Origin of the sequence: Novosphingobium sp. (genome assembly GCF_965228995.1) — a bacterium.
In the GTDB taxonomy this organism is placed as follows: Bacteria; Pseudomonadota; Alphaproteobacteria; order Sphingomonadales; family Sphingomonadaceae; genus Novosphingobium.
The window spans coordinates 2326812-2348683 of record NZ_OZ245852.1 but is presented as its reverse complement, the minus strand read 5'-3'; the positions used below and the strand labels follow the sequence as shown (position 1 = coordinate 2348683).

General features: G+C 66.0%; 20 protein-coding genes. 14 read left to right on the top strand and 6 right to left on the bottom strand.

Going from position 1 to position 21872, the window contains the following annotated elements; translation table 11 throughout:
• Position 1 precedes the first annotated feature (1 nt).
• Positions 2-388, top strand: coding sequence for a cupin domain-containing protein (locus ACO056_RS10905; protein WP_421846595.1), 387 nt, complete (start codon positions 2-4; stop codon positions 386-388).
• Here the strand turns inward: ACO056_RS10905 and ACO056_RS10900 are convergent.
• Positions 385-1104, bottom strand: a complete 720-nt coding sequence (locus ACO056_RS10900; RefSeq protein WP_421846593.1) for a TetR/AcrR family transcriptional regulator — start codon at positions 1102-1104, stop codon at positions 385-387. The two genes, ACO056_RS10905 and ACO056_RS10900, sit on opposite strands and share 4 nt — an antisense overlap.
• A gap of 26 nt (positions 1105-1130) precedes the next feature.
• Here ACO056_RS10900 and ACO056_RS10895 point away from each other — a divergent pair, with 26 nt between their 5' ends.
• From ACO056_RS10895 to ACO056_RS10880, 4 genes are read left to right on the top strand one after another with little or no spacing between them, the layout of a single operon-like run.
• The gene (locus ACO056_RS10895) at positions 1131-2150 is read left to right on the top strand and encodes a VOC family protein (protein WP_421846591.1); all 1020 of its coding nucleotides are present in this window, start codon (positions 1131-1133) and stop codon (positions 2148-2150) included.
• Entirely contained in the window at positions 2147-2986 is an 840-nt protein-coding gene (locus ACO056_RS10890) for a fumarylacetoacetate hydrolase family protein (protein ID WP_421846589.1), read from the top strand. The genes ACO056_RS10895 and ACO056_RS10890 overlap by 4 nt, the downstream gene beginning before the upstream one ends.
• Positions 2987-2990: 4 nt before the next feature.
• A complete protein-coding gene (locus tag ACO056_RS10885) occupies positions 2991-4451 on the top strand; it encodes a bifunctional 3-(3-hydroxy-phenyl)propionate/3-hydroxycinnamic acid hydroxylase (protein ID WP_421846587.1) in 1461 nt (486 codons plus the stop codon).
• A 44-nt stretch (positions 4452-4495) separates the two neighbouring features.
• The gene (locus tag ACO056_RS10880) at positions 4496-5587 is read left to right on the top strand and encodes a PLP-dependent cysteine synthase family protein (RefSeq protein WP_421846585.1); all 1092 of its coding nucleotides are present in this window, start codon (positions 4496-4498) and stop codon (positions 5585-5587) included.
• A gap of 12 nt (positions 5588-5599) precedes the next feature.
• Here the strand turns inward: ACO056_RS10880 and ACO056_RS10875 are convergent, their stop codons facing one another.
• Complete coding sequence (locus ACO056_RS10875) at positions 5600-6136, bottom strand: VOC family protein (protein WP_421846583.1); 537 nt, start codon at positions 6134-6136, stop codon at positions 5600-5602.
• 15 nt (positions 6137-6151) lie between these two features.
• On the bottom strand, positions 6152-7708 hold the full coding sequence (gene mdlC / locus ACO056_RS10870) for a benzoylformate decarboxylase (protein WP_421846581.1): 1557 nt from the start codon (positions 7706-7708) through the stop codon (positions 6152-6154).
• A 176-nt stretch (positions 7709-7884) separates the two neighbouring features.
• Here mdlC and ACO056_RS10865 point away from each other — a divergent pair, with 176 nt between their 5' ends.
• The 9 genes from ACO056_RS10865 (at position 7885) to ACO056_RS10825 (ending at position 18522) form a co-directional block, all read left to right on the top strand.
• Entirely contained in the window at positions 7885-8829 is a 945-nt protein-coding gene (locus tag ACO056_RS10865; RefSeq protein ID WP_421846579.1) for an alpha/beta hydrolase, read from the top strand.
• A gap of 126 nt (positions 8830-8955) precedes the next feature.
• Positions 8956-9846, top strand: a complete 891-nt coding sequence (locus ACO056_RS10860; RefSeq protein WP_421846577.1) for a 3-keto-5-aminohexanoate cleavage protein — start codon at positions 8956-8958, stop codon at positions 9844-9846.
• 13 nt (positions 9847-9859) lie between these two features.
• Positions 9860-11359 carry a carnitine 3-dehydrogenase gene (locus ACO056_RS10855; protein ID WP_421846575.1) on the top strand — a complete coding sequence of 500 codons (1500 nt, stop codon included), beginning with the start codon at positions 9860-9862 and terminating at the stop codon, positions 11357-11359.
• A gap of 176 nt (positions 11360-11535) precedes the next feature.
• Positions 11536-12942, top strand: a complete 1407-nt coding sequence (locus ACO056_RS10850) for a purine-cytosine permease family protein (protein ID WP_421846573.1) — start codon at positions 11536-11538, stop codon at positions 12940-12942.
• A complete protein-coding gene (locus tag ACO056_RS10845; protein WP_421846571.1) occupies positions 12939-13988 on the top strand; it encodes an alpha/beta fold hydrolase in 1050 nt (349 codons plus the stop codon). Before ACO056_RS10850 ends, ACO056_RS10845 begins: the two co-directional genes overlap by 4 nt.
• A complete protein-coding gene (locus tag ACO056_RS10840) occupies positions 13975-14532 on the top strand; it encodes a thioesterase family protein (RefSeq protein WP_421846569.1) in 558 nt (185 codons plus the stop codon). Before ACO056_RS10845 ends, ACO056_RS10840 begins: the two co-directional genes overlap by 14 nt.
• Positions 14532-15680, top strand: a complete 1149-nt coding sequence (locus tag ACO056_RS10835) for an acyl-CoA dehydrogenase family protein (RefSeq protein WP_421846567.1) — start codon at positions 14532-14534, stop codon at positions 15678-15680. The genes ACO056_RS10840 and ACO056_RS10835 overlap by 1 nt, the downstream gene beginning before the upstream one ends.
• Positions 15677-17746, top strand: a complete 2070-nt coding sequence (locus tag ACO056_RS10830; RefSeq protein ID WP_421846565.1) for an acetate--CoA ligase family protein — start codon at positions 15677-15679, stop codon at positions 17744-17746. The genes ACO056_RS10835 and ACO056_RS10830 overlap by 4 nt, the downstream gene beginning before the upstream one ends.
• Positions 17743-18522 carry an enoyl-CoA hydratase-related protein gene (locus tag ACO056_RS10825; RefSeq protein WP_421846563.1) on the top strand — a complete coding sequence of 260 codons (780 nt, stop codon included), beginning with the start codon at positions 17743-17745 and terminating at the stop codon, positions 18520-18522. Before ACO056_RS10830 ends, ACO056_RS10825 begins: the two co-directional genes overlap by 4 nt.
• Here the strand turns inward: ACO056_RS10825 and ACO056_RS10820 are convergent.
• From ACO056_RS10820 to ACO056_RS10810, 3 genes are read right to left on the bottom strand one after another with little or no spacing between them, the layout of a single operon-like run.
• The gene (locus tag ACO056_RS10820; RefSeq protein WP_421846561.1) at positions 18519-19754 is read right to left on the bottom strand and encodes an MFS transporter; all 1236 of its coding nucleotides are present in this window, start codon (positions 19752-19754) and stop codon (positions 18519-18521) included. The genes ACO056_RS10825 and ACO056_RS10820 overlap by 4 nt on opposite strands.
• On the bottom strand, positions 19744-20484 hold the full coding sequence (locus ACO056_RS10815; RefSeq protein ID WP_421846559.1) for an aldolase: 741 nt from the start codon (positions 20482-20484) through the stop codon (positions 19744-19746). The genes ACO056_RS10820 and ACO056_RS10815 overlap by 11 nt, the downstream gene beginning before the upstream one ends.
• Positions 20484-21848, bottom strand: coding sequence for a peptide MFS transporter (locus ACO056_RS10810; protein ID WP_421846557.1), 1365 nt, complete (start codon positions 21846-21848; stop codon positions 20484-20486). Before ACO056_RS10810 ends, ACO056_RS10815 begins: the two co-directional genes overlap by 1 nt.
• Between the last annotated feature and the right edge of the window lie 24 nt (positions 21849-21872).

Here is a 21872-nt window from a genome sequence, read left to right as displayed (position 1 = left end):
CATGCCTGATGGCCCGATCGAGAACGACCGCGATGGCCGCGAAGTTGTGGCGGCAATGCGCGGCGGCCCCGGGAGCGTCACCGTCCGCCATTTCCGTTTCGCCGGAAAAGGCACGCCCACGCGCTTCCTGATCCTCGAAATTCCGCCCGGCGCTGCAGAGGGCAGCCATGTCCACTACGCCGATGATCGCAATGGCACCGGCGCCTATGAGGAATTCTATTATATCATCTCAGGGCGCGGCCTCGCGACGCTCGGTGATGAGACGTATCCCGTCGCCGCAGGTGATTACTGGCACGCCCCGCTCGATATGGCGCGCGGGCTGGCCAATGCCGATCCGCTGGAAACGCTTAAGGTGCACCTCACCGTAGTGCTGCGCGATCCTGCCTAAAGCGCCGTGCAGGCCGCTTCCGCAATCGCCTCCGCCTGCCCCGGATCTGCCCCGAGGCCCGTCAGGCCAAGGACCAGCATCGAGCCAAGCCGCTCCCTCGCGGAATCGCGGTCGGGACGCTCCTCGACAAAGTTCGCAATCAGCATCTGGCACAGACCGAGCCAGTAGAGCACGCCGCCCTTCCGCGCCGCACCGCGAAGCAACCCGGCTGCCAGCGCGGCGTCGACGTCGTCCACCAGCCCCTGATTGAGGGGATGCGAACTGAGCGTGGAACTCGCATTGCTGCGCAGGAGTACGATCGTGCGCTTGGGCTGCGCGAGCGCCAATAGCGCGCCTTCGCGCATACCCCCGGCCAACCGCACAAGGGGATCCGCAACCCCGGCGTTGGCAAGGGTAATGCGATCTTCAAGTTCGCGCCGCACTTCGTCGGCGATCGCAGATGAAAAGGCAGCTTTATCAGAAAAGTGATTGAAGAAGCTGCCTTTTGCTACGCTAGCCCGTGCCACGACTTCATCGATGGGGATCGCATCAATCGGCTTTTCGGCAAGCAGCTCGAAGCCGGCAGCAATCAACGCGCGGCGTGTTCTGGCGGCCCTGGGAGACAGTGTCGGGGGCGAAAGGGCGGGATGTGAAGGCATGCACCTCCCGTACTTGACTATATGGTCAGATGCAAGGTATTTGACCATATAGTCAAGTACGACTCGCGCGATCTGCATTCGCGAGCCAGCCGGGAGAGGGCGCCGTGCCAACGATCAGGATCGAAGACATCGCGCATGTCCGCTTCGCCGCGCCCGATCTTGCCATGATGCGCGGCTTTCTGAACGATTTCGGGTTCGAAACCTTCGAGGTAGCCGGACGGCTCTACGGCCGCGGCCGCGATGGCCGCCCCTTCCTCCACGTGACAGAGCACGGCGAGGCGCGCTTCCTTGCAGTGGGACTGCGCGCCGCATCGCTCGCCGATCTTGAAACGCTGGCCAGCGCTGAAGGCGTGGCGGTGGAAACGCTGGGCGAACCTGGCGGCGGCCACATTGTGAGGCTGGTGGACCCGGATGGCTACCGGGTTGAAGTCGTCGCCGGACAGCAAGTCCGCGCGCCAGCCCTTCCCTTTACCGATCCCCCGCGCAACACGGCCGCTGCCAAGCCCCGGATGCGGGCCCCCTTGCGGCTCCCGTCCGCTCCAGCCCATATCCAGCGCATCGGCCACGCCGTCCTGCGCGTGCGCGATTTCCGCAAGTCGGAAGCCTGGTACAAGGAGCGCTTCGGGCTCCTCACTTCGGACGAGGTGGAAGCAGCCAAGGGCGTACCCCTCGGCGCTTTCCTGCGCTGCGATCGCGGCAATGTGCCGAGCGATCACCACACGCTGTTCCTCGCCGAGCTGCCCGGCCCCCCGGGGCTGCTTCACGCCGCGTTCGAAGTCGCCAACCTTGATGACCTGATGCTTGGTCACCAGCACCTCAAGGCGGCCGGGCGCAAGCCTGCATGGGGGGTGGGCCGCCACATCATGGGCAGCCAGATCTTCGACTACTGGCTCGATCCCTTCGGCAATGAGCTTGAACACTGGACCGACGGCGATCTGTTCACCGCCAATGATCCACCTCAGAAGCAGACCATGCAGGCGCTGCTTGCAGTGCAGTGGGGCTCGCCGCATCCCGTGCAGGCAGGCCGCCTCGCCCCGCCGGCCGGTCTTGTTGCCATGTTCATGGCGCTGCGCCTGCGCGTGCTGCGTCTTTTCCGCCGCAAACACGAAGGAACCGCCGCATGAAGCTCGCCACTTACACCGTCGCTGGCCGTACCCGCACCGGGATCGTCGCCGAGGGCACGATCATCGACACTGGCTTCGAGGGCACGATGATCGACCTGATCCGCGATTGGGATGCGCTGAAGGACGGTCTTGCCACCAAGGCAGCAGCGGGCGGCGGCATTCCCCTCGCCGAGGTGACACTCGAAGCTCCGGTGCAGCGGCCCGGCAAGATCTTCGCCATCGGCCTCAATTATGCCGATCATATCGCTGAATCGAATATGAAAACGCCCGAGCGGCAAGTGTGGTTCACCAAGGCGCAGACCAGCGTCAACGCGCCCTACGCCGAAATCGAGATCGCCAAGGACCAGTTGACCACCGACTACGAAGTCGAACTTGTCGCGGTGATCGGCAAAGGCGGCAAGCATCTCTCCGCCACCGACGCGCCGGCCGCGATCTTCGGCTACTGTGTAGGCAACGATGTGACCGAACGCATGTGGCAGCACGCCTCACCCCAATGGTCGCTGGGCAAGAGCTTCGATACCCACGCGCCGATGGGCCCGTGGATCGTCACCGCCGATGAAGTGGGCGATCCTCATGAGCTTGGCCTGCGCTGCTTTGTGAACGGCGAAAAGCGTCAGGATTCCAATACGTCGCATCTCGTATTCAATATCTGGCAGCAGGTTGAGCACCTCTCTGTCGGGATGACGCTGGAGCCGGGAGACTGCCTCTTCACCGGCACGCCGGGCGGTGTTGGCGCCGCGATGGATCCGCGCCAGTTCCTCAAGGCCGGCGATGTCGTGCGCTGCGAGATCGACAAGCTGGGCGCCATTGAAGGCACGATGATCGCAGAAAGGTAAGCGCATGGCCTTCGATTGCGACGTCCTGATCGCCGGCGGCGGGCCCACCGGGGTCACGCTCGCGATCCTGCTGGCAAAGCGCGGCGTGAAGGTGATCGTCGCCGAGAAGGAAGCGGAGATCTACCCGCTGCCGCGGGCTGCGCACATCGATCACGAAGGCATGCGCATCCTGCAGGAAGCCGGTGCGGCCGATGCCGTGATGGCCACCAGCCGCCGCGCCTCTCGCTATGAGTTCCGCAACGCACGGGGCGAGGTCCTGCTCTGCTTCGAGGGGTCGGACCGCATCGGCCCCGGCGGCTGGCCGGGCGCCAACATGATCCACCAGCCCTCGGTCGAACGCGCTTTGCGCGCCAGCCTCGCCGCCTGTCCCCATGCCGTGCTTCATGGCGGCTGGGAACTTGGCGCGTTCACCGAGGACGAGGAGGGCGTGACTGCCGAGATCGCCACGCCCGAGGGCCCGCGCACGATCCGCACGCGCTGGCTCGTCGGTGCGGACGGAGCGCGTTCCCCTGTGCGCAAGGCGATGGGGATCGCGTTCGATGATCTCGATTTCGAGGAACCCTGGCTGGTCGTTGACGTGCTGGTGGATGATCCCGCGCGCCTGCCCACCGCAAATCTCCAGATCTGCGATCCCCGGCGCCCGACGACCTGCGTGCTGATGGGCGAGGGTCGGCATCGCTGGGAGTTCATGATCCTGCCGGGAGAGACGCCCGAGCAAGTCAGCGAAGACGCCTTTATCGCAGAGCTCTTGAGGCCCTGGAACGTCGAAGGCGCGGTGCGCATTGAGCGCAAGGCGGTTTACACGTTCCGCGCGCGCATCGCCCGCACCTGGCGCAAGGGCCGGGTCTGCCTCGCCGGCGATGCCGCGCATCAGACCCCGCCGTTCGCCGGACAAGGCATGTGCTCTGGCCTGCGCGATGCCGCGAACCTTGCGTGGAAGCTTGCCGCCGTGATCAGGCACGGCGCGCCGGACAGCCTGCTCGGCACCTACCAGCCCGAGCGCGAACCCAATTTGCGCGCAACCATCGCAATGGCGATCATGATGGGCCGCATGGTCTGTACCACGAGCCGCTGGGCGGCCTTCCTGCGCGACACCAGAATGCGCATCGGCCGCGCGCTGGGCAAGCTGCCGACCACGCCGCCCGATTATCCGCCGATCTCGGCCGGAGCAATCCTTGCAGGCAGCGCGGACGCGGGCGGGTACTTCCCGCAAGCCATGGCAAGCGGCGGCACGAAGCTTGACGACACGCTTGGCGGCGACGCTTTGCTCATCACCCGCGATGCGCTGCCAGGGCAGGCCCTTGCCCCCTTTGCCCACAAGCTCACCGGCTGGCTCGACCGGCACGCTGCAGAAGCGGTCCTCGTCCGGCCTGATCACTATGTCTTCGGCTCGGGCGATCCCGAAGCGCTCCGCACCGCATGGAAGTCCGCAACCGGCCTTGAGCCGCCCTCGCCCCTCGCCTAAGCCGGAGCCGGCCCGGTCGGGGCCGCCAAGGGAGAACGGCTGGAATGCAGGCACGGCAGGATCAGGCCCCACTTGATCAAGAATGGGTCCACTGGGCGATCGGGCGCATCGAGGCCGATTATGCCCGTTCCGCCGACACGCATCTGCTGCCGGTGCCGCTGCCCGCGCTCCCCGGCATCGCGATCTACCTGAAGGATGAGAGCAGCCATCCGACCGGCAGCCTCAAGCACCGCCTCGCCCGCTCGCTGTTTCTCCACGCGCTGTGCAGCGGGTGGATCGGACCGGATACCACGGTAGTCGAAGCTTCCTCCGGCTCGACCGCGGTTTCCGAAGCCTATTTCGCGCGCATGCTCGGCCTGCCCTTCGTCGCGGTGATCCCGCAGCGCACCGCGCGCGAGAAGATTGCCGCGATCGAAGCGCTGGGCGGCACCTGCCACCCGGTAGCTGATCCCGGCACCGTCCACGCCGTTGCCTCGCGCATCGCGGCGGACTGCGGCGGGCACCATATCGACCAGTTCACCTTTGCCGAACGCGCGACCGATTGGCGCGGCAACAACAATATCGCCGAAAGCATCTTCACCCAGATGCGCCGCGAACCGCATCCCGTGCCGACCTGGATCGTTTGCGGCGCAGGAACGGGCGGCACATCAGCCACCATCGGCCGCTTCCTGCGCTATTATCGCCATCCCACCCGGCTGTGCCTTGCCGATCCGGCTTCCTCCGCATTCCACCGCCATTGGCATGACCGCGCGCAAAGCGCCGGCAGCGGTGAGCCTTGCCATATCGAGGGTATCGGCCGCCCGCGCGTCGAAGCCTCGTTCGTTCCGAGCGTGATCGACCGCGCCGAAGTGGTGGACGACCGCGCCTCGATCGGCGCCGCGCGGGCGCTTTCGCGCCATCTCGGGCGGCGGGTCGGTGGCTCCACCGGCACCAACCTCGTCGCCTGCGCAAGGATCGCGTGCGAAATGGCAGCGCGCGGTGAGGACGGGGCGATTGTCTCGATCCTGTGCGATTCGGGCGAACGCTATGCTTCGACGCTTTACAGCGACGAATGGCTGGCAGCGCAGGGGCTCGATGTCAGCGCGGATGAGGCACGCATGGCGCGGTTCCTCGCCGAGGGTTGCTGGCAGGACTGAGCTGAGCGGGGCCTACCAGGGTATGATCAGCTGCTTGCCATCCCAGTTTTCTGACTCATGGCGCGCCCGGGCGTACATGCCGCGGATGATATCGCTCTCCGGGTAGAGCTCGATCATGTGGCCCATAGTGGCGCGCGCATCGATGTAGCAGATCTGCGCGCCGAAGCTGACGATGAACTCGCTCGCCACCGGCATGCCCGCCGCGACATAGCGGTCGCGCGTGCCCTCGTAATCCGCGCAGAACATCGCCATATGGTGGATGCCCCCACCCCGCTCGCGGCCGCCATCCGGATACATATCGTGAAACGCGCTCGGCCCGGTCGAAACCAGCTCCACCAGTTCGATATTGAGATCGCCGCTCTGCACGAAGACGCCGCGGATGCGGATCGGTTCGGCAGGCTGGCCGCGATAGACATGATCGGACAGCACGCCCTGCCCGCCCCCGATGAACGGCCCCATGCCGAACAGCGCGTTGTAGCGCGTGCAGGCCGCCTCAAGGTTGTCCACCACGTGGCAGACCTGAATGAATGCTCCGCTTGGCACCGTCATGGCAATCCCCTCCTCCTAGTCGACCACGGCCTCCACAAGGCTCGGGAAATCGGCGGCAAACGACCATTTCAGCGCTTCATCAAGCTCGCCCGCCGTCTCCGCCCGGCGCGCGGCCACGCCTTGCGCCTGCGCCAGCGCGCAGAAATCGAGTTCGGGCAGCTGCGTTCCGGGCAGCGATTGCATGCCGAAGCGGCGCCCGAAACTGTGCAGCGCCTCGTAGCGGCCATTCCGGACGATCACGAAGCTCACCGGCGTGCCGAGCTGCGCGGCTGCATGAAGCCCCTGGATCGCATACATGCTGGCCCCGTCACCCAGCACCGCGATGACCTTGTCACCGCTCCGCGCAAGCGCGGTACCGATGGCGGCGGGCAGGCCATAGCCAAGTCCGCCGCTCGCCGTAGTGTAGAACGTGTCGCGCTCCGTGATCGGCAGGCGATCATGCATCGCGCCCCGGCTGGAGGCGGCTTCCTCGACCACGATCGAGCTCTTGGGGCGCAGCGCGGCGACCTGCTGCAGCAAGTAGGCATCGGTCATCACACTGCCATCCAGTCTCGGCAGCGGTGCGAGTTGCAGCGGCGGATCGCGGCGCAGCGGCGCTGGGCCGGAGAGTAGCGTCTCAACCGCGAGCCGGCAGTTCGCGACCACGGCATTACCTTCGGGCAGCCATGCCGCATGGACCGGATTGTCGCCGATGAACCAAAGGCTTGCGCCCGCCGGCACATGCGGCCCGAACCCCTCGACGTGGTAGAGCGACATCGGACCGCCCAGCGCGAGGATGAGGTCATGTCCGGCAAGGCTCTCGACGATTGCCTCGCGTCCGGCGGTCAGAAATCCGCGGAACAGCGGATGGTTTTCGGGGAAGCTGCACTGCGAGGATAGCGGCGCGACCCACACGCCGGCACTATGCCGTTCGGCGAGCGCGATCACCTGATCCCACGCGCCATCACGCGCGGCACCTGCCCCCACCACGATCACCGGTTTTTCGGCCCTTGCCAGCGCCGCTGCCACCTCGGCCAGCGCGGCCGGATCGCCGGGGTTGCGAGCGTACATGCGGCGCGCGGGGATCGGCTCGCAGGGCTGATCCCAATCGTCGATCGGCACCGAGACGAAGGTAGGCCCCCACGGCGGCTCCATCGCGACATGGTAGGCCCGCGCAATCGCCGCCGGAACGTCTTCGGCCCGCGCCGGCTCGCAGGCCCATTTCACGAAAGGCTGCGGAAACTCGGTCGCCTGCTGGGCAAAGAGGAACGGCTCGTAAGGGAGGATCGAGCGCGCCTGCTGCCCGGCGGTCACCACCAGCGGTGTCTGGTTCTTGAAGGCAGTGAAAAGATTGCCGAGCGCGTGCCCGGTTCCTGCCGAACTGTGCAGATTGACGAGCGCTGCATTGCGCGTCGCCTGCGCATAGCCATCGGCCATTCCCAGCACGACGGATTCCTGCAGGCCCAGAACATAGCGGAAAGCTTTCGGAAAATCGCGGAACATCGGCAGCTCGGTCGAGCCGGGATTGCCGAAGATCGTCGTCATTCCATAGGCTTCGAGCAGGGCGAAAGTCGCCTCGCGGACGGTCGTCATGGTCTCTCCCACAAGGTCTGCCAGCGGTTCTGCGCCCCTGCCGATGCAAACACAACCGCCGCCATGCACTCTGCGCGCGGTGCGAAACGCTTGCCACAAAGCCCCTTGCCGAGCAGCACCTGCCCCGCGATGAAGTGCACAAGAGCACAAGCACATGCCGCACGAGGATGCCCACGATGACCACCCGCCATCTCGTCGATCCCGATTTCCTGCCGCTGATCGATCTTCTGCCTGCGATGGCCTTCACGCGTGAGGCGCTCCCCACGATCCGCGCGGAATCGGAAGGCCGCTTCGCCTTTGTCGGCGCGCCGCCGATAGCGCCAGAGATCAAGGTGATCGAAGGCGATGGCGAGCCGCTCGAGGTCTACTGGTACGATCCCGCGCCCGGCACATCCGGCCGCCCGGCCCTGCTCCATATCCATGGCGGGGGCATGGTCATCGGCTCGGCGCGGTCCATGCAGCAGGCGCCCTCCGGCATTGCGGCCGCGCTCGCGGTTCCGGTAGCCTCGGTCGAGTATCGGCTGGCACCCGAACACCCCTTCCCTGCCCCTCAGCAGGATTGCTACGCCGCGCTCAAGTGGCTTGCCGCGAGCGCCGACGAACTCGGCATCGATGCGGCGCGCATCGGCATCACGGGCGAAAGCGCGGGTGGCGGTCTCGCTGCCGGGACTGCCCTGATGGCGCGCGATCTCGGGGGGCCCGCGCTCGCCGCGCAGTTCCTGACCTATCCCATGCTCGATCACCGCACCGGAGGCGATGCCTGCCCCTATGGCAATCCGGTGACCGGTGAATTCGTCTGGACCCGCGCACACAACCAGTTCGGCTGGGAAGCCTTGCGCGGTGACTACGCCGCTGACGATGCGCACAAGGGCTGGTTCTCGCCCTCGCTCGCGGATGACCTTGCCAGCCTCCCGCCGACATGGATCGGCACCGGCAGCCTCGACTTGTTCCTCGACGAAGACCTCGACTACGCGCTGCGCCTCGTGAAGGCAGGCGTGCCGGTTGAGCTGCATTCCTATCCGGGCGCAATCCACGCCTTCAATGCCATGGCCGAAGCCAAGACAGCCAAGGCCTTTACCCGCGACCTGCTCGGCGCGATGGCGCGGATGCTGGGAGTATGAGCGGCGCTTTGCCGCACCATTAGGAATACTGGGGCTGGCCCCGATTTTCAGGCATGGGCCCAATTCGTCGTTTCAATCCCGCCCGGCCCGATTAAGCTCTGCGGTAAAGGCAGAGAGGGAAGCCCCATGAATTTCGAGACGTTCATCACCTGCGCCGTTACCGGCTCGGGCAACACGGCCGACAAGCACCCGGGCCTCCCGATCACGCCTGCGCAGATCGCCGATGCCGCGATCGAAGCGGCCAGGGCGGGCGCGGCCATTGCGCATATCCATGTGCGCGATCCCGAAACCGGCAAGGGCAGCCGCGATGTTTCGCTCTACCGCGAAGTGGTCGAGCGCATTCGCGCGTCGGACACCGATGTCGTGATCAACCTCACCGCCGGAATGGGCGGCGATATCGTGTTCGGCCCCGGCGAGAACCCCTTCCCGCTCGATCCCGCCGGAACCGACATGGTCGGCCCGATGGAGCGCCTGCTCCACGTGCAGGCACTGCTGCCCGAAATCTGCACGCTCGATTGCGGCACGATGAACTTTGCCGAAGCCGACTACGTGATGACCAACACACCCGGCATGCTGCGCACGATGGCAGCCGAAGTGCAGCGGCTCGGCGTGCGGCCCGAACTCGAAGTGTTCGATACCGGGCATCTCGTGTTCGTGAAGGAAATGATCCGTGATGGGCTGCTCGATGATCCGGTGATGATCCAGCTGTGCATGGGCATCCCCTATGGCGCGCCGGACGATCCGCTGACGACGATGGCCATGGTCCACCAGCTGCCGCCGGGCGCGGTGTTCAGCGGCTTCTCGATCGGGCGCAACCAGTTGCCTTTCGTCGCCATGGCGGCGCTGGCCGGGGGCAACGCGCGCGTGGGGCTGGAGGACAACCTCTATCTCGGAAAGGGCCAGCTCGCCACAAATGGTCAGCTTACCGAGCGCGCGGCGCAGATCCTCACCGCCATGGGGGCACGAATTCTGACCCCGGCCGAAGTGCGCACCAAGCTCAAGCTGCAGAAGCGCTGAGGACCTGCGAGCCATGACACAAGACATTCGCCCAGAGATCAACCGGGTCGGCATCGTCGGCGGCGGCGTGATCGGTGCCGGCTGGGCCGCGCGCTTCGCGCTCAATGGGATCGACGTTTCGATCTACGATCCCGATCCCGAAATCGAGCGCAAGACCGGCGCGGTCATCGCCAATGCGCGCCGCGCGCTGACCCGGCTGTTTGGCAATGCCCTGCCAGCTGAAGGAACCGTGACGTTTGCCGCCAGCATCGCGGATGCGGTGCGAGAGGCCGATTTCATCCAGGAAAGCCTGCCCGAGCGTGAGGATCTCAAGATCCGCCTGCTGACCGAGATCGACGCCGCGATGCCGGCCCACGCGGTGATCGGCTCATCAACTTCGGGCCTCCTGCCGACGAAACTTCAGTCCGCCATGGCGCGGCCTGACCGGCTGGTGGTTGGCCACCCGTTCAACCCGGTCTACCTCCTGCCGCTTGTTGAAATCTGCGGCGGCGACCAGACGAGCCAGAAGACCAAGGACATTGCCGCCGCCGTCTACACGCGGATCGGCATGAAGGTCCTGCACGTCCGCAAGGAGATCGACGGCTTCATCGCTGACCGCCTGCTCGAGGCCGTTTGGCGCGAGGCGCTGTGGCTGATCAACGATGGCGTGGCCACCGCTTCCGAAATCGACGATGCGGTCCGTTTTGGAGCGGGCATGCGCTGGTCGTTCATGGGCACCTTCCTCGTCTACCGCCTCGCCGGCGGCGAGGAAGGCATGCGCCATTTCCTCCACCAGTTCGGCCCATCGATGGAGTGGCCGTGGACCAAACTGATCGGCCCCAAGCTGACCGACGAACTGATTGATACCATCGCCCGCCAGAGCGACGAACAAGCTGGCGGCATCGACTTGCGCACCTACGAAAAGCTGCGCGACGATTGCCTTGTCGACCTGACCCATGCGCTCGAACGCAACGACTTCGCCTCGGGCCAGGTCGCCCGCGCACACCGGGCGCGGCTTGCGGCGGCGGGCAAGAGCGATGCCCCGGCCATCGGTTCGCTCCTTGAAGACGGGCGAATGCTCACGATCACGACACCGGTCCAGCCCGAATGGATCGATTACAACGAGCACCTTACCGAATATTGCTACCTGAAGCTGTTCGGTGATGCGACCGACGTGGTGCTCGCCGCCATCGGCGCGGGCGCGGATTACGTCGCGGCGGGCAATTCGTGGTACACGGTCGAAACGCATATCCGCCACCTCGGGCAGGCCCGACTGGGAGACGACGTCGCAGTGCACACCCGCGTGCTCGCCGCCGATGCCAAGCGGCTGCACCTCTTCCACGAAATGGTGCGCGGGGCAGAAGCGGTGGTCATCGCCACTGCCGAGCATATGCTGGTGCACGTCGATGCTGCTGCCGAGAAGTCTGCGCCGGCGCCCGAGGCGATGCAGCAAGCCGCCGTTGCTCTCGTCGCAGGCCAGGCCCATTTGCCCCCGCCAGAGGGCATGGGTCGCCAGATCAAGATGCCGGGTTAAGGCAGTTCAGTTCGCCCCACTCCGTCTGTCCTGAGCTTGTCGAAGGATTGCTCTTTCTTTCTGTGGCCTTGCGCTGCGCTCAAACAAGAAGAACAGTGCTTCGACAAGCTCAGCATGGACGGGGTTGGGGGATGGTCTTGGGATCCAGATCAGCCGGCAGGGGAGAGTGACGCCGCATGGCCTTGGTTGAAAGCCGATCGATCGATTACGTCCCCCTCGCCGAACGGCGCGGCAAGGTAAACCATCTCTGGCCGGTCTGGTTCATGGGCGATGCGCACCTTGCTACGCTCGCTACGGGGGCGATCAGTGTGGTCGGCGGGCTCGACTTGTTCTGGTCGAGCCTCGCGGTGATCGGCGGCTGCGCATTTGGCACGGTGCTGATGGCGCTCCACTGCACGCAAGGGCCCCACCTCGGATTGCCGCAGATGATCCAGTCGCGCCCGCAGTTCGGCTATATCGGCGCGCTGCTGGTGTGGATCGTGGCGCTTGTCACCTACATCGGCTTCAACGCGCTCAACCAGTCGCTGGCAGCGAGCACGCTCAAGGAACTCGTCGGCCTGCCCGAAGTGCCCGCGATCATTGGTTTCGGAGTGGTGGCGGCGCTGGTGGCGGGGATCGGCTATGATCTCATCCACCGGACCCAGCGTGTGCTGGCCTATATCATGCTCGCGGCGCTGGCGGTCTATACCGCCGGGTTCTTCGCCACCGCCAATCTTGCCGCGCTGCTCAGGCCCGGCGAATTCAAGCCGACGTTGTTCCTTGTCCAGTTCTTCGCAGCGGCGGGCTACCAGCTCAGCTGGTCGATCTATGTCTCGGACTATTCGCGCTATCTCCCGCGCGAGGTGGGCATCCGGGCAGCATTCCTGTGGACCTTCTGCGGCGCGTTCATTGGCGGCACGTGGATGATGCTCGTCGGGGCGTTTGCCGGGGCGACGTTTACCGATCCCGATATCGTCGTCGCGCTTCGCCGCAGCGCGGACGCGATGTTCGGCGGGTTCGGGATGATCATGCTGGCGAGCAGTTTTTTCGGCCTCATCACCATCACCTCGCTCAATCTCTACGGCTCCTCGCTCACGCTGCTGAGCGTGATCGACAGCCTCAAGCCCATTCGGCTCGGCGCTCCGGCAAGGCTCAGCGCGCTGGTCGTGTGCCTGATCGCGTCGCTTTCGCTCTCGCTCACGATGGGCGGCAATGTGCTGCACGGGCTCGAGGCGTTCCTCGGCATCCTCGTCTACCTGTTCACCCCGTGGACCGCGATCAACCTTGCCGACTTCTTCTTCGTGCGGAAGGGGCACTATTCGATCCGCGCGATGTTCATGGCAGACGGCATCTATGGCCGCTGGAACTGGCGCGGGCTGACGGCCTATGCCTCGGGCTTCATCGCGATGATCCCCTTCTTCAAGACCGCGCTCTACGTCGGCCCGGTCGCGCGCAGCCTCGGCGGCGCGGATATCTCGATGCTGGTGGGCCTGCCGGTCTCGGCGGCGGTCTACCTGCTGCTCTGCCGCAATCTCGATCTTGCGAGGGAACTGGCGCAGATCCCCGCGCTCGATGCCAACCTCGAAACGGAGCCCGTACGATGAACCTGCGTCTTGCGGCCCTGGCGTTGTCGCTTATGGCCGCGCCCGCCATGGCAAAGCCGATCGCATTCCCGGACCGGTTCGATTCCATCGGCACGCCGGTATCAAGCCTCAAGACCAGTGAGGGCCGCACGGTCCACTACACCGATACCGGTGAAGCGGGCTGGCGCCCCATGCTGTTCGTCGGCGGCGCGGGCACCAGCGGCCGCGCTGCCGAACTGGTCGCCTTTCTCGATACGCTGCGCCGGCGGCTCAAGGTCCGCATCATCACTGTCGAACGCAATGGGCTTGGCGATACGGCCTATGATCCCAACTGGACCTTCGCCGACTACACCAGCGAGGTGCAGCAGGTTCTCGGCCACCTCGGGATCGGCCAATTCTCGCTCGTCGCGATTTCCGGCGGTGGCGCCTACGCCGGGCATATCGCGGCCGCGATGCCGGAGCGGATCACCTCTTGGCACATGCTGGCGGCCATCGCGCAGGCACCGGCAGACAGTTCGATGTGCTCGGCCCCGCTCCCGGCGCTCGAAGCAAACCTCACCGAACAGACCGGCGCCCCGCGCGTCTTTCAGGCCAAGCCGCCCGAAGGCATGGCTTCCAAAGTGCGCGGCTTCGTGGACCGCGCTGCCGATGAAGGCGCGCATGCCTACTTCATTGCCGGACAGCACGGCGATACCCGCGGCGTCGTGCGCGAATACCGCCGCTTCTGTGACGCGCCCGCACCCGTCAAGGCTTTCCCCGCACCGGCCTATTTCACTTATGGCGAGGCCGACAAGGTCGTCCCTCCCGCACAGGGCGAGTTCTGGGCCAGCACGGTCGCCGGGAGGGTGACCTTCCGCCGCTACCCCGGCGAAGGACACGACGTGCAGTACCGGCACTGGGATCAGGTGCTGCTTGATGTCGCGGGCTACGGCAGCCAGACGCTGGTCTGCACCAAGGGCCGGGCAAGGCTGCTTCCCGGCCTCGTCCAGGCAGCCGATCTTCCGAAGGGCACCACCGCTGGCGTCTGCGCCTGGAACACGAAGGAGCCGAACCATGGCGGCCAGTGAAACCCACGGCCTCACCACGCCGCTCGAAGGCGTTGCCGCCAACCCGTTCCAGCCCGGCGAAGTCATCCCCGCCCCGCTGAGGCTGATCCGCCCCACCGTCCCGCGCGAATGGGTCGATTACAATGGGCACATGAGCGAGAGCTGCTATCTCCTCGTCTTCGGGGATCAGTCCGACGCGTTCTTCCGCAAGATCGGCATCGACGAGGCCTATCGCGCCGGGGGGCATTCGCTGTTCACCGTGCAGACGATGATCTTCAACCTCGCCGAAGCGCACCTCGGCGATCCGCTCGATCTCTCGCTCCAGTTGATCGATGCGGACGACAAGCGCCTGCATATCTTCCACACCATGCACCACGGCGAGACGGGCGAGCTGCTGGCAACTGGCGAGCAGATGCTGGTGCATGTCGATATGACCGCAGGCCGCTCCGCCCCCATGCCGCCGGACCTGCACACGCGTGTGCATGCTGTCCTCGCCGCTCACGCCGGGCTCGAAAGCCCGAGCCAGGTGGGCCGCTCCATCGGAATTAGACGGGAACCCAAGTGATGCATTTCGAACTCTCCTCCGAACAGCAGATGCTGGTCGAAACCGTCCGCCGCTTTGTCGAGGCCGAGCTCTATCCGCACGAAAAGCTGGTCGAAGAGACCGACAGCGTGCCGGACGAGCTGGCCGCAGAAATCCGCGCCAGGTCCAAGGAGCTCGGGCTCTACGCAGTCAACATGCCGGCCGAGCTTGGCGGCGGCGGGCTCGGTACGTTCGATACGACGCTGATGGAGCGTGAACTTGGCCGCGCCAGCTACGGCCTGCAGATGATGATCGCCCGGCCCAGCAATATCCTGCGCGGCTGCGAGGGCAACCAGATCGAGGAGTACCTGCTCCCCACGATCCGCGGCGAGCGGCACGACTGCCTCGCCATGACCGAGCCCGACGCCGGATCGGACGTCCGCTCGATGCGCACCTTCGCGCGGCGGGACGGCGGGGATTTCGTCATCAACGGCTCCAAGCACTTCATCAGCCACGCCGATGTTGCCGATTTCGTGATCCTGTGCGCGGCCACCGGTGAAGCTGGCGGCAAGAAGACGATCAGTTGCTTCCTCGTCGATTTCGATACGCCGGGCCTCACCCGCCGGCGCGGTCCCAAGTGCGTTTCGCACCGCGGCTATCACCAGTGCGAGCTGATCTTCGAGGATTGCCGGGTGCCCGCCTCCAGCCTGCTCGGCGAGCTCGACAAGGGCTTCGAACTGATGGGCCAGTGGCTTGGCTCGACCCGCCTGCAGGTGGCGACAACTTCGGTCGGGCGCGGGCAGCGCGTGCTCGAAATGGCGACGCAGTGGGCCGCGACACGCAAGCAGTTCGGCCAGGCCATCGGCAAGTTTCAGGGCACCGGCTTCAAGCTGGCAGACATGAAGACCGAACTGGAAGCGGCCGAACTGCTCACATTCCGCGCTGCGTGGAAGGACGATCAGGGCACGATGACCGATACCGATGCGGCCATGGCGAAGCTGTTCGCCTCGGAGGCGCTGGCGCGGATTACCGACAATGCGCTGCAGATCTTCGGCGGTATGGGCCTGATGGATGAGCTCCCCATCGAGCGCTTCTGGCGCGATGCGCGGGTCGAGCGGATATGGGACGGCACCAGCGAGATCCAGCGCCACATCATCAGCCGCGCGCTGCTGCGCCCGCTGGAGGCATGAGCGCCACTCGCCTGGCCCGCCTGCTGCGCCCGCGCAGTCTGGCCATTGTGGGCGGCAAGGCGGCCGAGGAAGCCGTGCGCCAGTGCCGAGCGCTCGGTTTTGCCGGGCCGATCTGGCCGGTCAACCCGAAGCGCGCGGAGATGGCCGGCCTGCCCTGCTTCGCCGATATGGCCGCCCTGCCCGCTGCGCCGGATGCGGTGTTCATCGCCGCCCCGGCGCCCGCCACCATCGCGCTGGCCGGGGACCTGAGCGGCGCAGGCGGGGCGATCTGCTATGCCGCAGACTTTGCCGAGAGCGGCGAGGAAGGCCGCGAGAGGCAGGCCGCGCTGCTCGGTGCCGCGCAGGGCGTGCCGCTGATCGGGCCGAACTGCTATGGCATGCTTAATCTGTTCGACCGTGTTGCGCTCTGGCCCGATCAGCATGGCTGCCTGCCGATTGACCGCGGGAAAGGCGTCGCCATCGTCAGCCAGAGCGGCAACCTCGCGCTCAACCTGACGATGCAGGCGCGCGGGTTGCCCATTGGCTATGTCATTTCGGTTGGCAATTGCGCCGATGTGACCCCGGCAGACCTCATCGAAGCCCTGATCGCCGATGAACGGGTGAGCGCTATCGGCCTCCATCTCGAAGGCCTCGGCTCTGTGGCGCGCTTCTCCGAGGCCTGCCTTGCCGCGCGCGCAGCGGGCGTGCCGCTTGTCGCGCTGAAGACGGGCGCTTCGGCCAAAGGCGCGGCGCTGACCATGTCGCACACCAGTTCGCTCGCGGGCGCCGATGCGCTGTGTGATGCACTGTTCGCCCGCTACGGTGTCGCCCGCGCGCACGATCCGGCGACCTTCCTCGAAACGCTGAAGCTGCTTCATGTGGCGGGCCCCTTGCACGGGCGGCGGATCACAAGCGCGAGTTGTTCGGGCGGCGAAGCATCGCTGACTGCCGACCTCGCCGAAGCGGCCGGCCTTGAAACGCCGGACTTTCCGCCCGCCACCCAGGCCGCGCTGGAAGGCGTGCTCGGCGAGCGCGTCCATGTCGCCAACCCGCTCGATTACCACACCTATATCTGGGGCGATGAGGCAGCGCAGGCGGCGTGCTTTGGCGCGTTGATGAGGGCCGGCTTTGAGGCCGCGCTGCTCATCCTCGATTTCCCCCGCGCAGATCGCTGCACCGCCGCCGATTGGGACGTGACACTCGCCGCCTTCCGCACAGCTGTCCGCGCTCAACCGGCAGCGCCTGGCACTGTGCGCATCGTGGCGAGCAGCCTTGCCGAAACGATGCCCGAAGCCGTGGCCGCCGAGCTGATCGCCGAGGGCATCTTGCCCGCTTCGGGCCTTGCCGAAGCCCTGCGCGCGATCGCCGCTGCCGCTCATATCGGCGAGGCGTGGCAGCGGCCTGCCCCTGCCCCGCTCCAGCAGCAGACCAAGCCCGGTGCGGGCGAGGCCAAGGTCTGGGACGAAGTGCGCAGCAAGGCCGCGCTCGGTGCTTTCGGCGTGCCAGTACCGCGAGGGGTCGTGCTGAACCGCGCCGAACTCGTCGATGCCGAGTTGCCCGCGCCTTTCCCGCTTGTTCTCAAGGCTGTAGGTGCTGATCTTGCGCACAAGACCGAAGTCGGCGGTGTCGCGCTTGGCCTTGCCGACCGCGAGGCGATCCTCGCCGCGGCAGAGGGCATGGCAGGCCTATCGGACCAGTTCCTGATCGAGGAAATGGTGAGCGGCGCAGTGGCGGAGCTTATCGTCGGCGTGGGCCGCGATCCCCAGTTTGGCGTGTACCTCACGATCGGCGCGGGCGGCATTTTTGTCGAACTGCTGCGGCAGACGGCGCAAGTTCTCCTCCCCGCGAGCCCTGCCGATATCGCAGCGGCGCTTGCCAGCTTGCCGCTCCACAAGCTGCTGACCGGCTATCGCGGCAAGCCCGGCTGCGACATGCCAGCGCTGGTCGATACCATCACCCGGATCGCCGCATGGGCCATGGACCATGCGGACCGGCTCGAAGAAATGGACGTGAACCCGCTGTTAGCATTGCCCCATGGCGCGATGGCCGTGGACGCGCTGATCCGCATGAGGGAGCCTGAAGCATGAGCGCCGTTAAGCTCGAAAACCGTGATGGTATCCTGATCATTACATTGGACAGGCCCAAGGCCAATGCCATCGACGTCGCGACCAGCCACGAGCTCTACGAGGCATTCAAGGCGCTGAACGATGACCCGGCCCTGCGCGTGGGCATCATCACCGGCACCGGCCGGTTCTTTTCGGCGGGATGGGACCTTGGCGCGGCCAATGACGGCGAAGCGGTCGATGCCGACCATGGCCCCGGCGGCTTTGCCGGGCTGACCGAATACTTCAGCCTGACCAAGCCGGTGATCGCGGCGGTCAACGGCCTCGCTGTCGGCGGGGGGTTTGAGCTGGCGCTTGCGGCAGACCTTATCGTTGCGAGCGAAACCGCGAAGTTCTGGCTGCCCGAAGCGCAACTGGGGATGCTCCCGGACTCAGGCGGCCTCCTCCGCCTGCCCAAGGCCATCCCGGAGCGGATTGCACGCGAGATGATCCTTACCGGGCGGCGCATGGATGCTGACGAGGCGGCAACGCTCGGCCTTGCCAGCCGCGTCGTGCCGGGCGAAGCGCTTGTCGAGGCCGCGCTGGAGCTGGCGACGATCATCGCCCGCGCCGCCCCGCTCGCCATTACCGCCGCGCGCGATATTCTGCGCGCAGCTGAAGGGTTGGAAGTCGAGGCCGGCTACAAGCTGATGCGCAGCGACTGCATCCCGTCCTACCAGGCCATGCTCAAATCGGATGACGCACTCGAAGGCCCCCGCGCCTTTGCCGAAGGCCGCGCGCCGGAGTGGAAGGGCCGCTAGGCGGCTTCCCAATCCACCGGCTCGACCTTTGGCAGGATCGCCAGCCAGCCCACTAACCCTAGCACGTTGACCAGCCCCGCCAGCAGGAACGCAGTGCCGTATGAGCCGCCGCCCGCGTCGATCAGCACGCCCGCGAAGAACACGCCGATGATCCCGGGCATGTTGCCCATCATGTTCTGCACCCCCACCCACCGCGCGGCGGCGGACGGGCCGCCCATGATCTGCGGGATCATGAAGTAAGCGGGCGAGGAGAACCCGAGGAAGATCTCGTAGACGAACAGCAGCGCGATGCAGGCCCCGAGCGGCATGAACGGCATCGCCAGCATGCACCCCAGCCCCGCCAGATGCGCCAGCGCCAGCGGTGCCTTGAGCGTGAGCGAGGGCGACCAACCGCGCTGGATCAGCTTGTCGAACGCCCAGCCTGCGGCAAGCGCGGCCAGCGCGTTGACGAGATAGGCGCTGGAGACAACCTCGGCCATCTGCTCCTTCGAAAAGCCGCGCTGCATTTCAAGGTACATCGGCAGGTAGCCGAGGATGAAATACCAGTTCCAGTTCCCAGCAAAGTGCCCCAGCGAAGCACCCCACAGCGCCCGCCGGGAGAGAATCTGGCGCATCGTCACGGCCTGCCGCGCCAGCGTTTCCGCTGGCTTTGCTTCGCGGATCTGCACCCGGCTCCACGGCAACAGCCACAGCAGCGACAGCGCACCGAACAGCATGAATGTCGGCCGCCAGCCCCAATGCGCCATCAGCATGCCGCCGATCAGCGTGCCCGCCGCAGGGCCAACGAGATAACCGAAGCCGATCAGCCCGTTGGCAAGGCCCATCTGCTCTTTCGGCACATTGCTGGCGATGATCTTGGAGGTGGTGGTAAAGGCCACGCTTTCGCCCATGCCCAGCATCAGGCGCAGCACGAAGAGGCCGTAAAAGCCCCCCACAAAGCCGGTCATCAGGGTGGAAATGGACCACAACAAAGCGCCCAGCCCCAGCACCAACTTGCCGCCCAGCCGATCCGACAGCGCGCCTGCGGGCAGCTGGCAGAAGGCATAGGCGAAGTAGAACCCCGCCGCGAGCGCGCCATAGGCCGTCGCGGTAAGATGGAGATCGGCGCGGATCTGCGTCGCCCCGGTCGCGAGGTTGCCGCGGTCGATGTAGTTGATGAACAGGCTCGTGGCCATGAGGCTGACGATCAGCAACGGCGCGGTGGTGATGCGCGCGCCGGGATTATCGCGCATAGTCGGAGCCTTGCCGGTCCAGCATGCGCTTCAGCGCCGCGAAATGCAGCTCGATCCGGTCGAACCCCTCGACCTTTGCGGAACTGGTATATTGCTCGACAGTGGTGGACAGCACGGGATTACCCACCAACCGAACGGGCTGCCCGCTCGATTGCGCGATGATCTGCGTCATCGCCGCCCGCTCGAAGAAATAGAGCGTATTGAAGGCTTCGGCGACGCTGGTGCCCATCGTCACCACCCCGTGATTGCGCAAGAGCAGCACCGCCTTTTCGCCCAGCGCCGACGCCATGCGCCGACCTTCGCCGCTATCCAGCGCAAAGCCCGCATAGTCACACAGCGCCACGAGCCCGGCAAAGCCGATCGCGTTCTGGCTCGCCATGAGGAGCTCCGGCCGCTCGAGCATGCTGAGCGCAGTCGCATAGGGCATGTGGGTGTGCATCACGCAGCGTACATCGGGCCGGGAAGCATGGAGCGGCGCGTGGATGTGGAAGGCGGTGTCCTCCACCGGTCCCTCACCCGCCAGCTTGTTGCCCGCGAAATCGACCACGAGGAAATCCGATGCACGGATTTCGGACCAGTGCAGACCGAACGGCGCGAGCAGGAAGCGGTCCGCAAAGCCCGGCACCAGCAGCGTGAAGTGGTTGTCGATGCCCTCGTGATAGCCGAAATGAACCGCCAGCCGGTGAGCGGCCGCCAGGTCCACCCGCGCCTCCCATTCGGCCTCATCCATCAGCGAGATGGCTCCGGCGCGCCGTCAAGCTCGCGGATCAGCGGCTTTCTGAGCGACAGGATCACCGCCGCACCGACCGCGCCGATGGCCGCATCCATCGTCCAGAACGCCGAGGGGCTCATGGCATCGAAGTAGCTGCCGACCCAGCCCGCCGTGACATGCGCCGCAAAGGGCGAGAGGAACGCGACCCCCATCAGGGTCGAGGCGACGCGCGGCGGCGCGGCCTTGCTGACGATCGCCATCGTGGTCGGCCAGTAGTACATCCAGCCCAGCCCCATGATGAGCCAGCCCGCAACGGCCCAGAAAGCGCCGACGCTGTGCTGCTCGGTCACGCCAAGGTTGGAGAACGCGAAGAGCAGCGCCGCGCCCGCGACGATGGCCGTGCCGATGCCCTGCTTGGTGACGTTGGCCGGCTCCTGCCCTCGCTTGGCCTGCCAGCTCCACAGCGCCACGAGGATCGGCGCGGCCAGAATCGAGCCGAACGAATCCATGCCGGCAAACCAGCTTGAAGGCACGGTGCCGAGCGGCGTCACCAGATTGACCCACTGATCGACCCACAGGATGCCGATGCTCCACACCATCGGATAAGTGATCTCGGCCGGGAAGGTGAGCGCGATGACGAAAATCAGCACCGCCACGCGGCGGCGCTCGGCAGGCGTGAGCGGCGGTGCCTTCTCGCGCGCAGTCGCGACCGGCTTGAAATCGGGCAGATGGCGCTGGCCGAGCAAGTAACCGACCATAGCCACCAGCATCAGCACCGCCGCCACCGCGAAACCTGCATGAAAGCCCCAGATCGCGGCAACAAGTCCCGTCACCACCGGGCCGCTCGCTGCGCCGATGTTGATGCCGGTCGCAAAGATCGTGTAGCCCTGCGAGCGGCGCGATTCATCCTCGCGCGGGTAAAGCGTGCCGACTTGCGCCGAGATATTCCCCTTGAGGAAGCCCGACCCCAGGATCAGCAGCAGCAGTGCGATCACGAAGCTCTCGTAGAGCGACATCGCTGCGTGCCCGGCGGCCATCAGCAGCACACCGATCAGCACCGTCCGTTTCGGGCCGAGCACCCGGTCCGCCACCCAGCCACCGATGATCGGCGTGAAGTAGACGAGACCCGCGTACCAGCCATAGATGATCGATGCGAAGGCGACATCGCTCATCGGGCCATGGAATTCGAGCCCGTGCCGCAGCGCGCCAAGCCCAAGCACCTTGCCCGCATGGAGCGGCAGCAGCTCTTTCACCATGTAGAGCGTGAGCAGCGCGGACATCCCGTAAAATGAGAAGCGCTCCCACATTTCGGTGAAGGCTAGGTAGTAGACCCCCTTGGGATGGCCGGCGAATTGTTCGAACTGCTGCGCTTCGGCCGCCATTATCTTGTCTCACCCCGCTTCCGC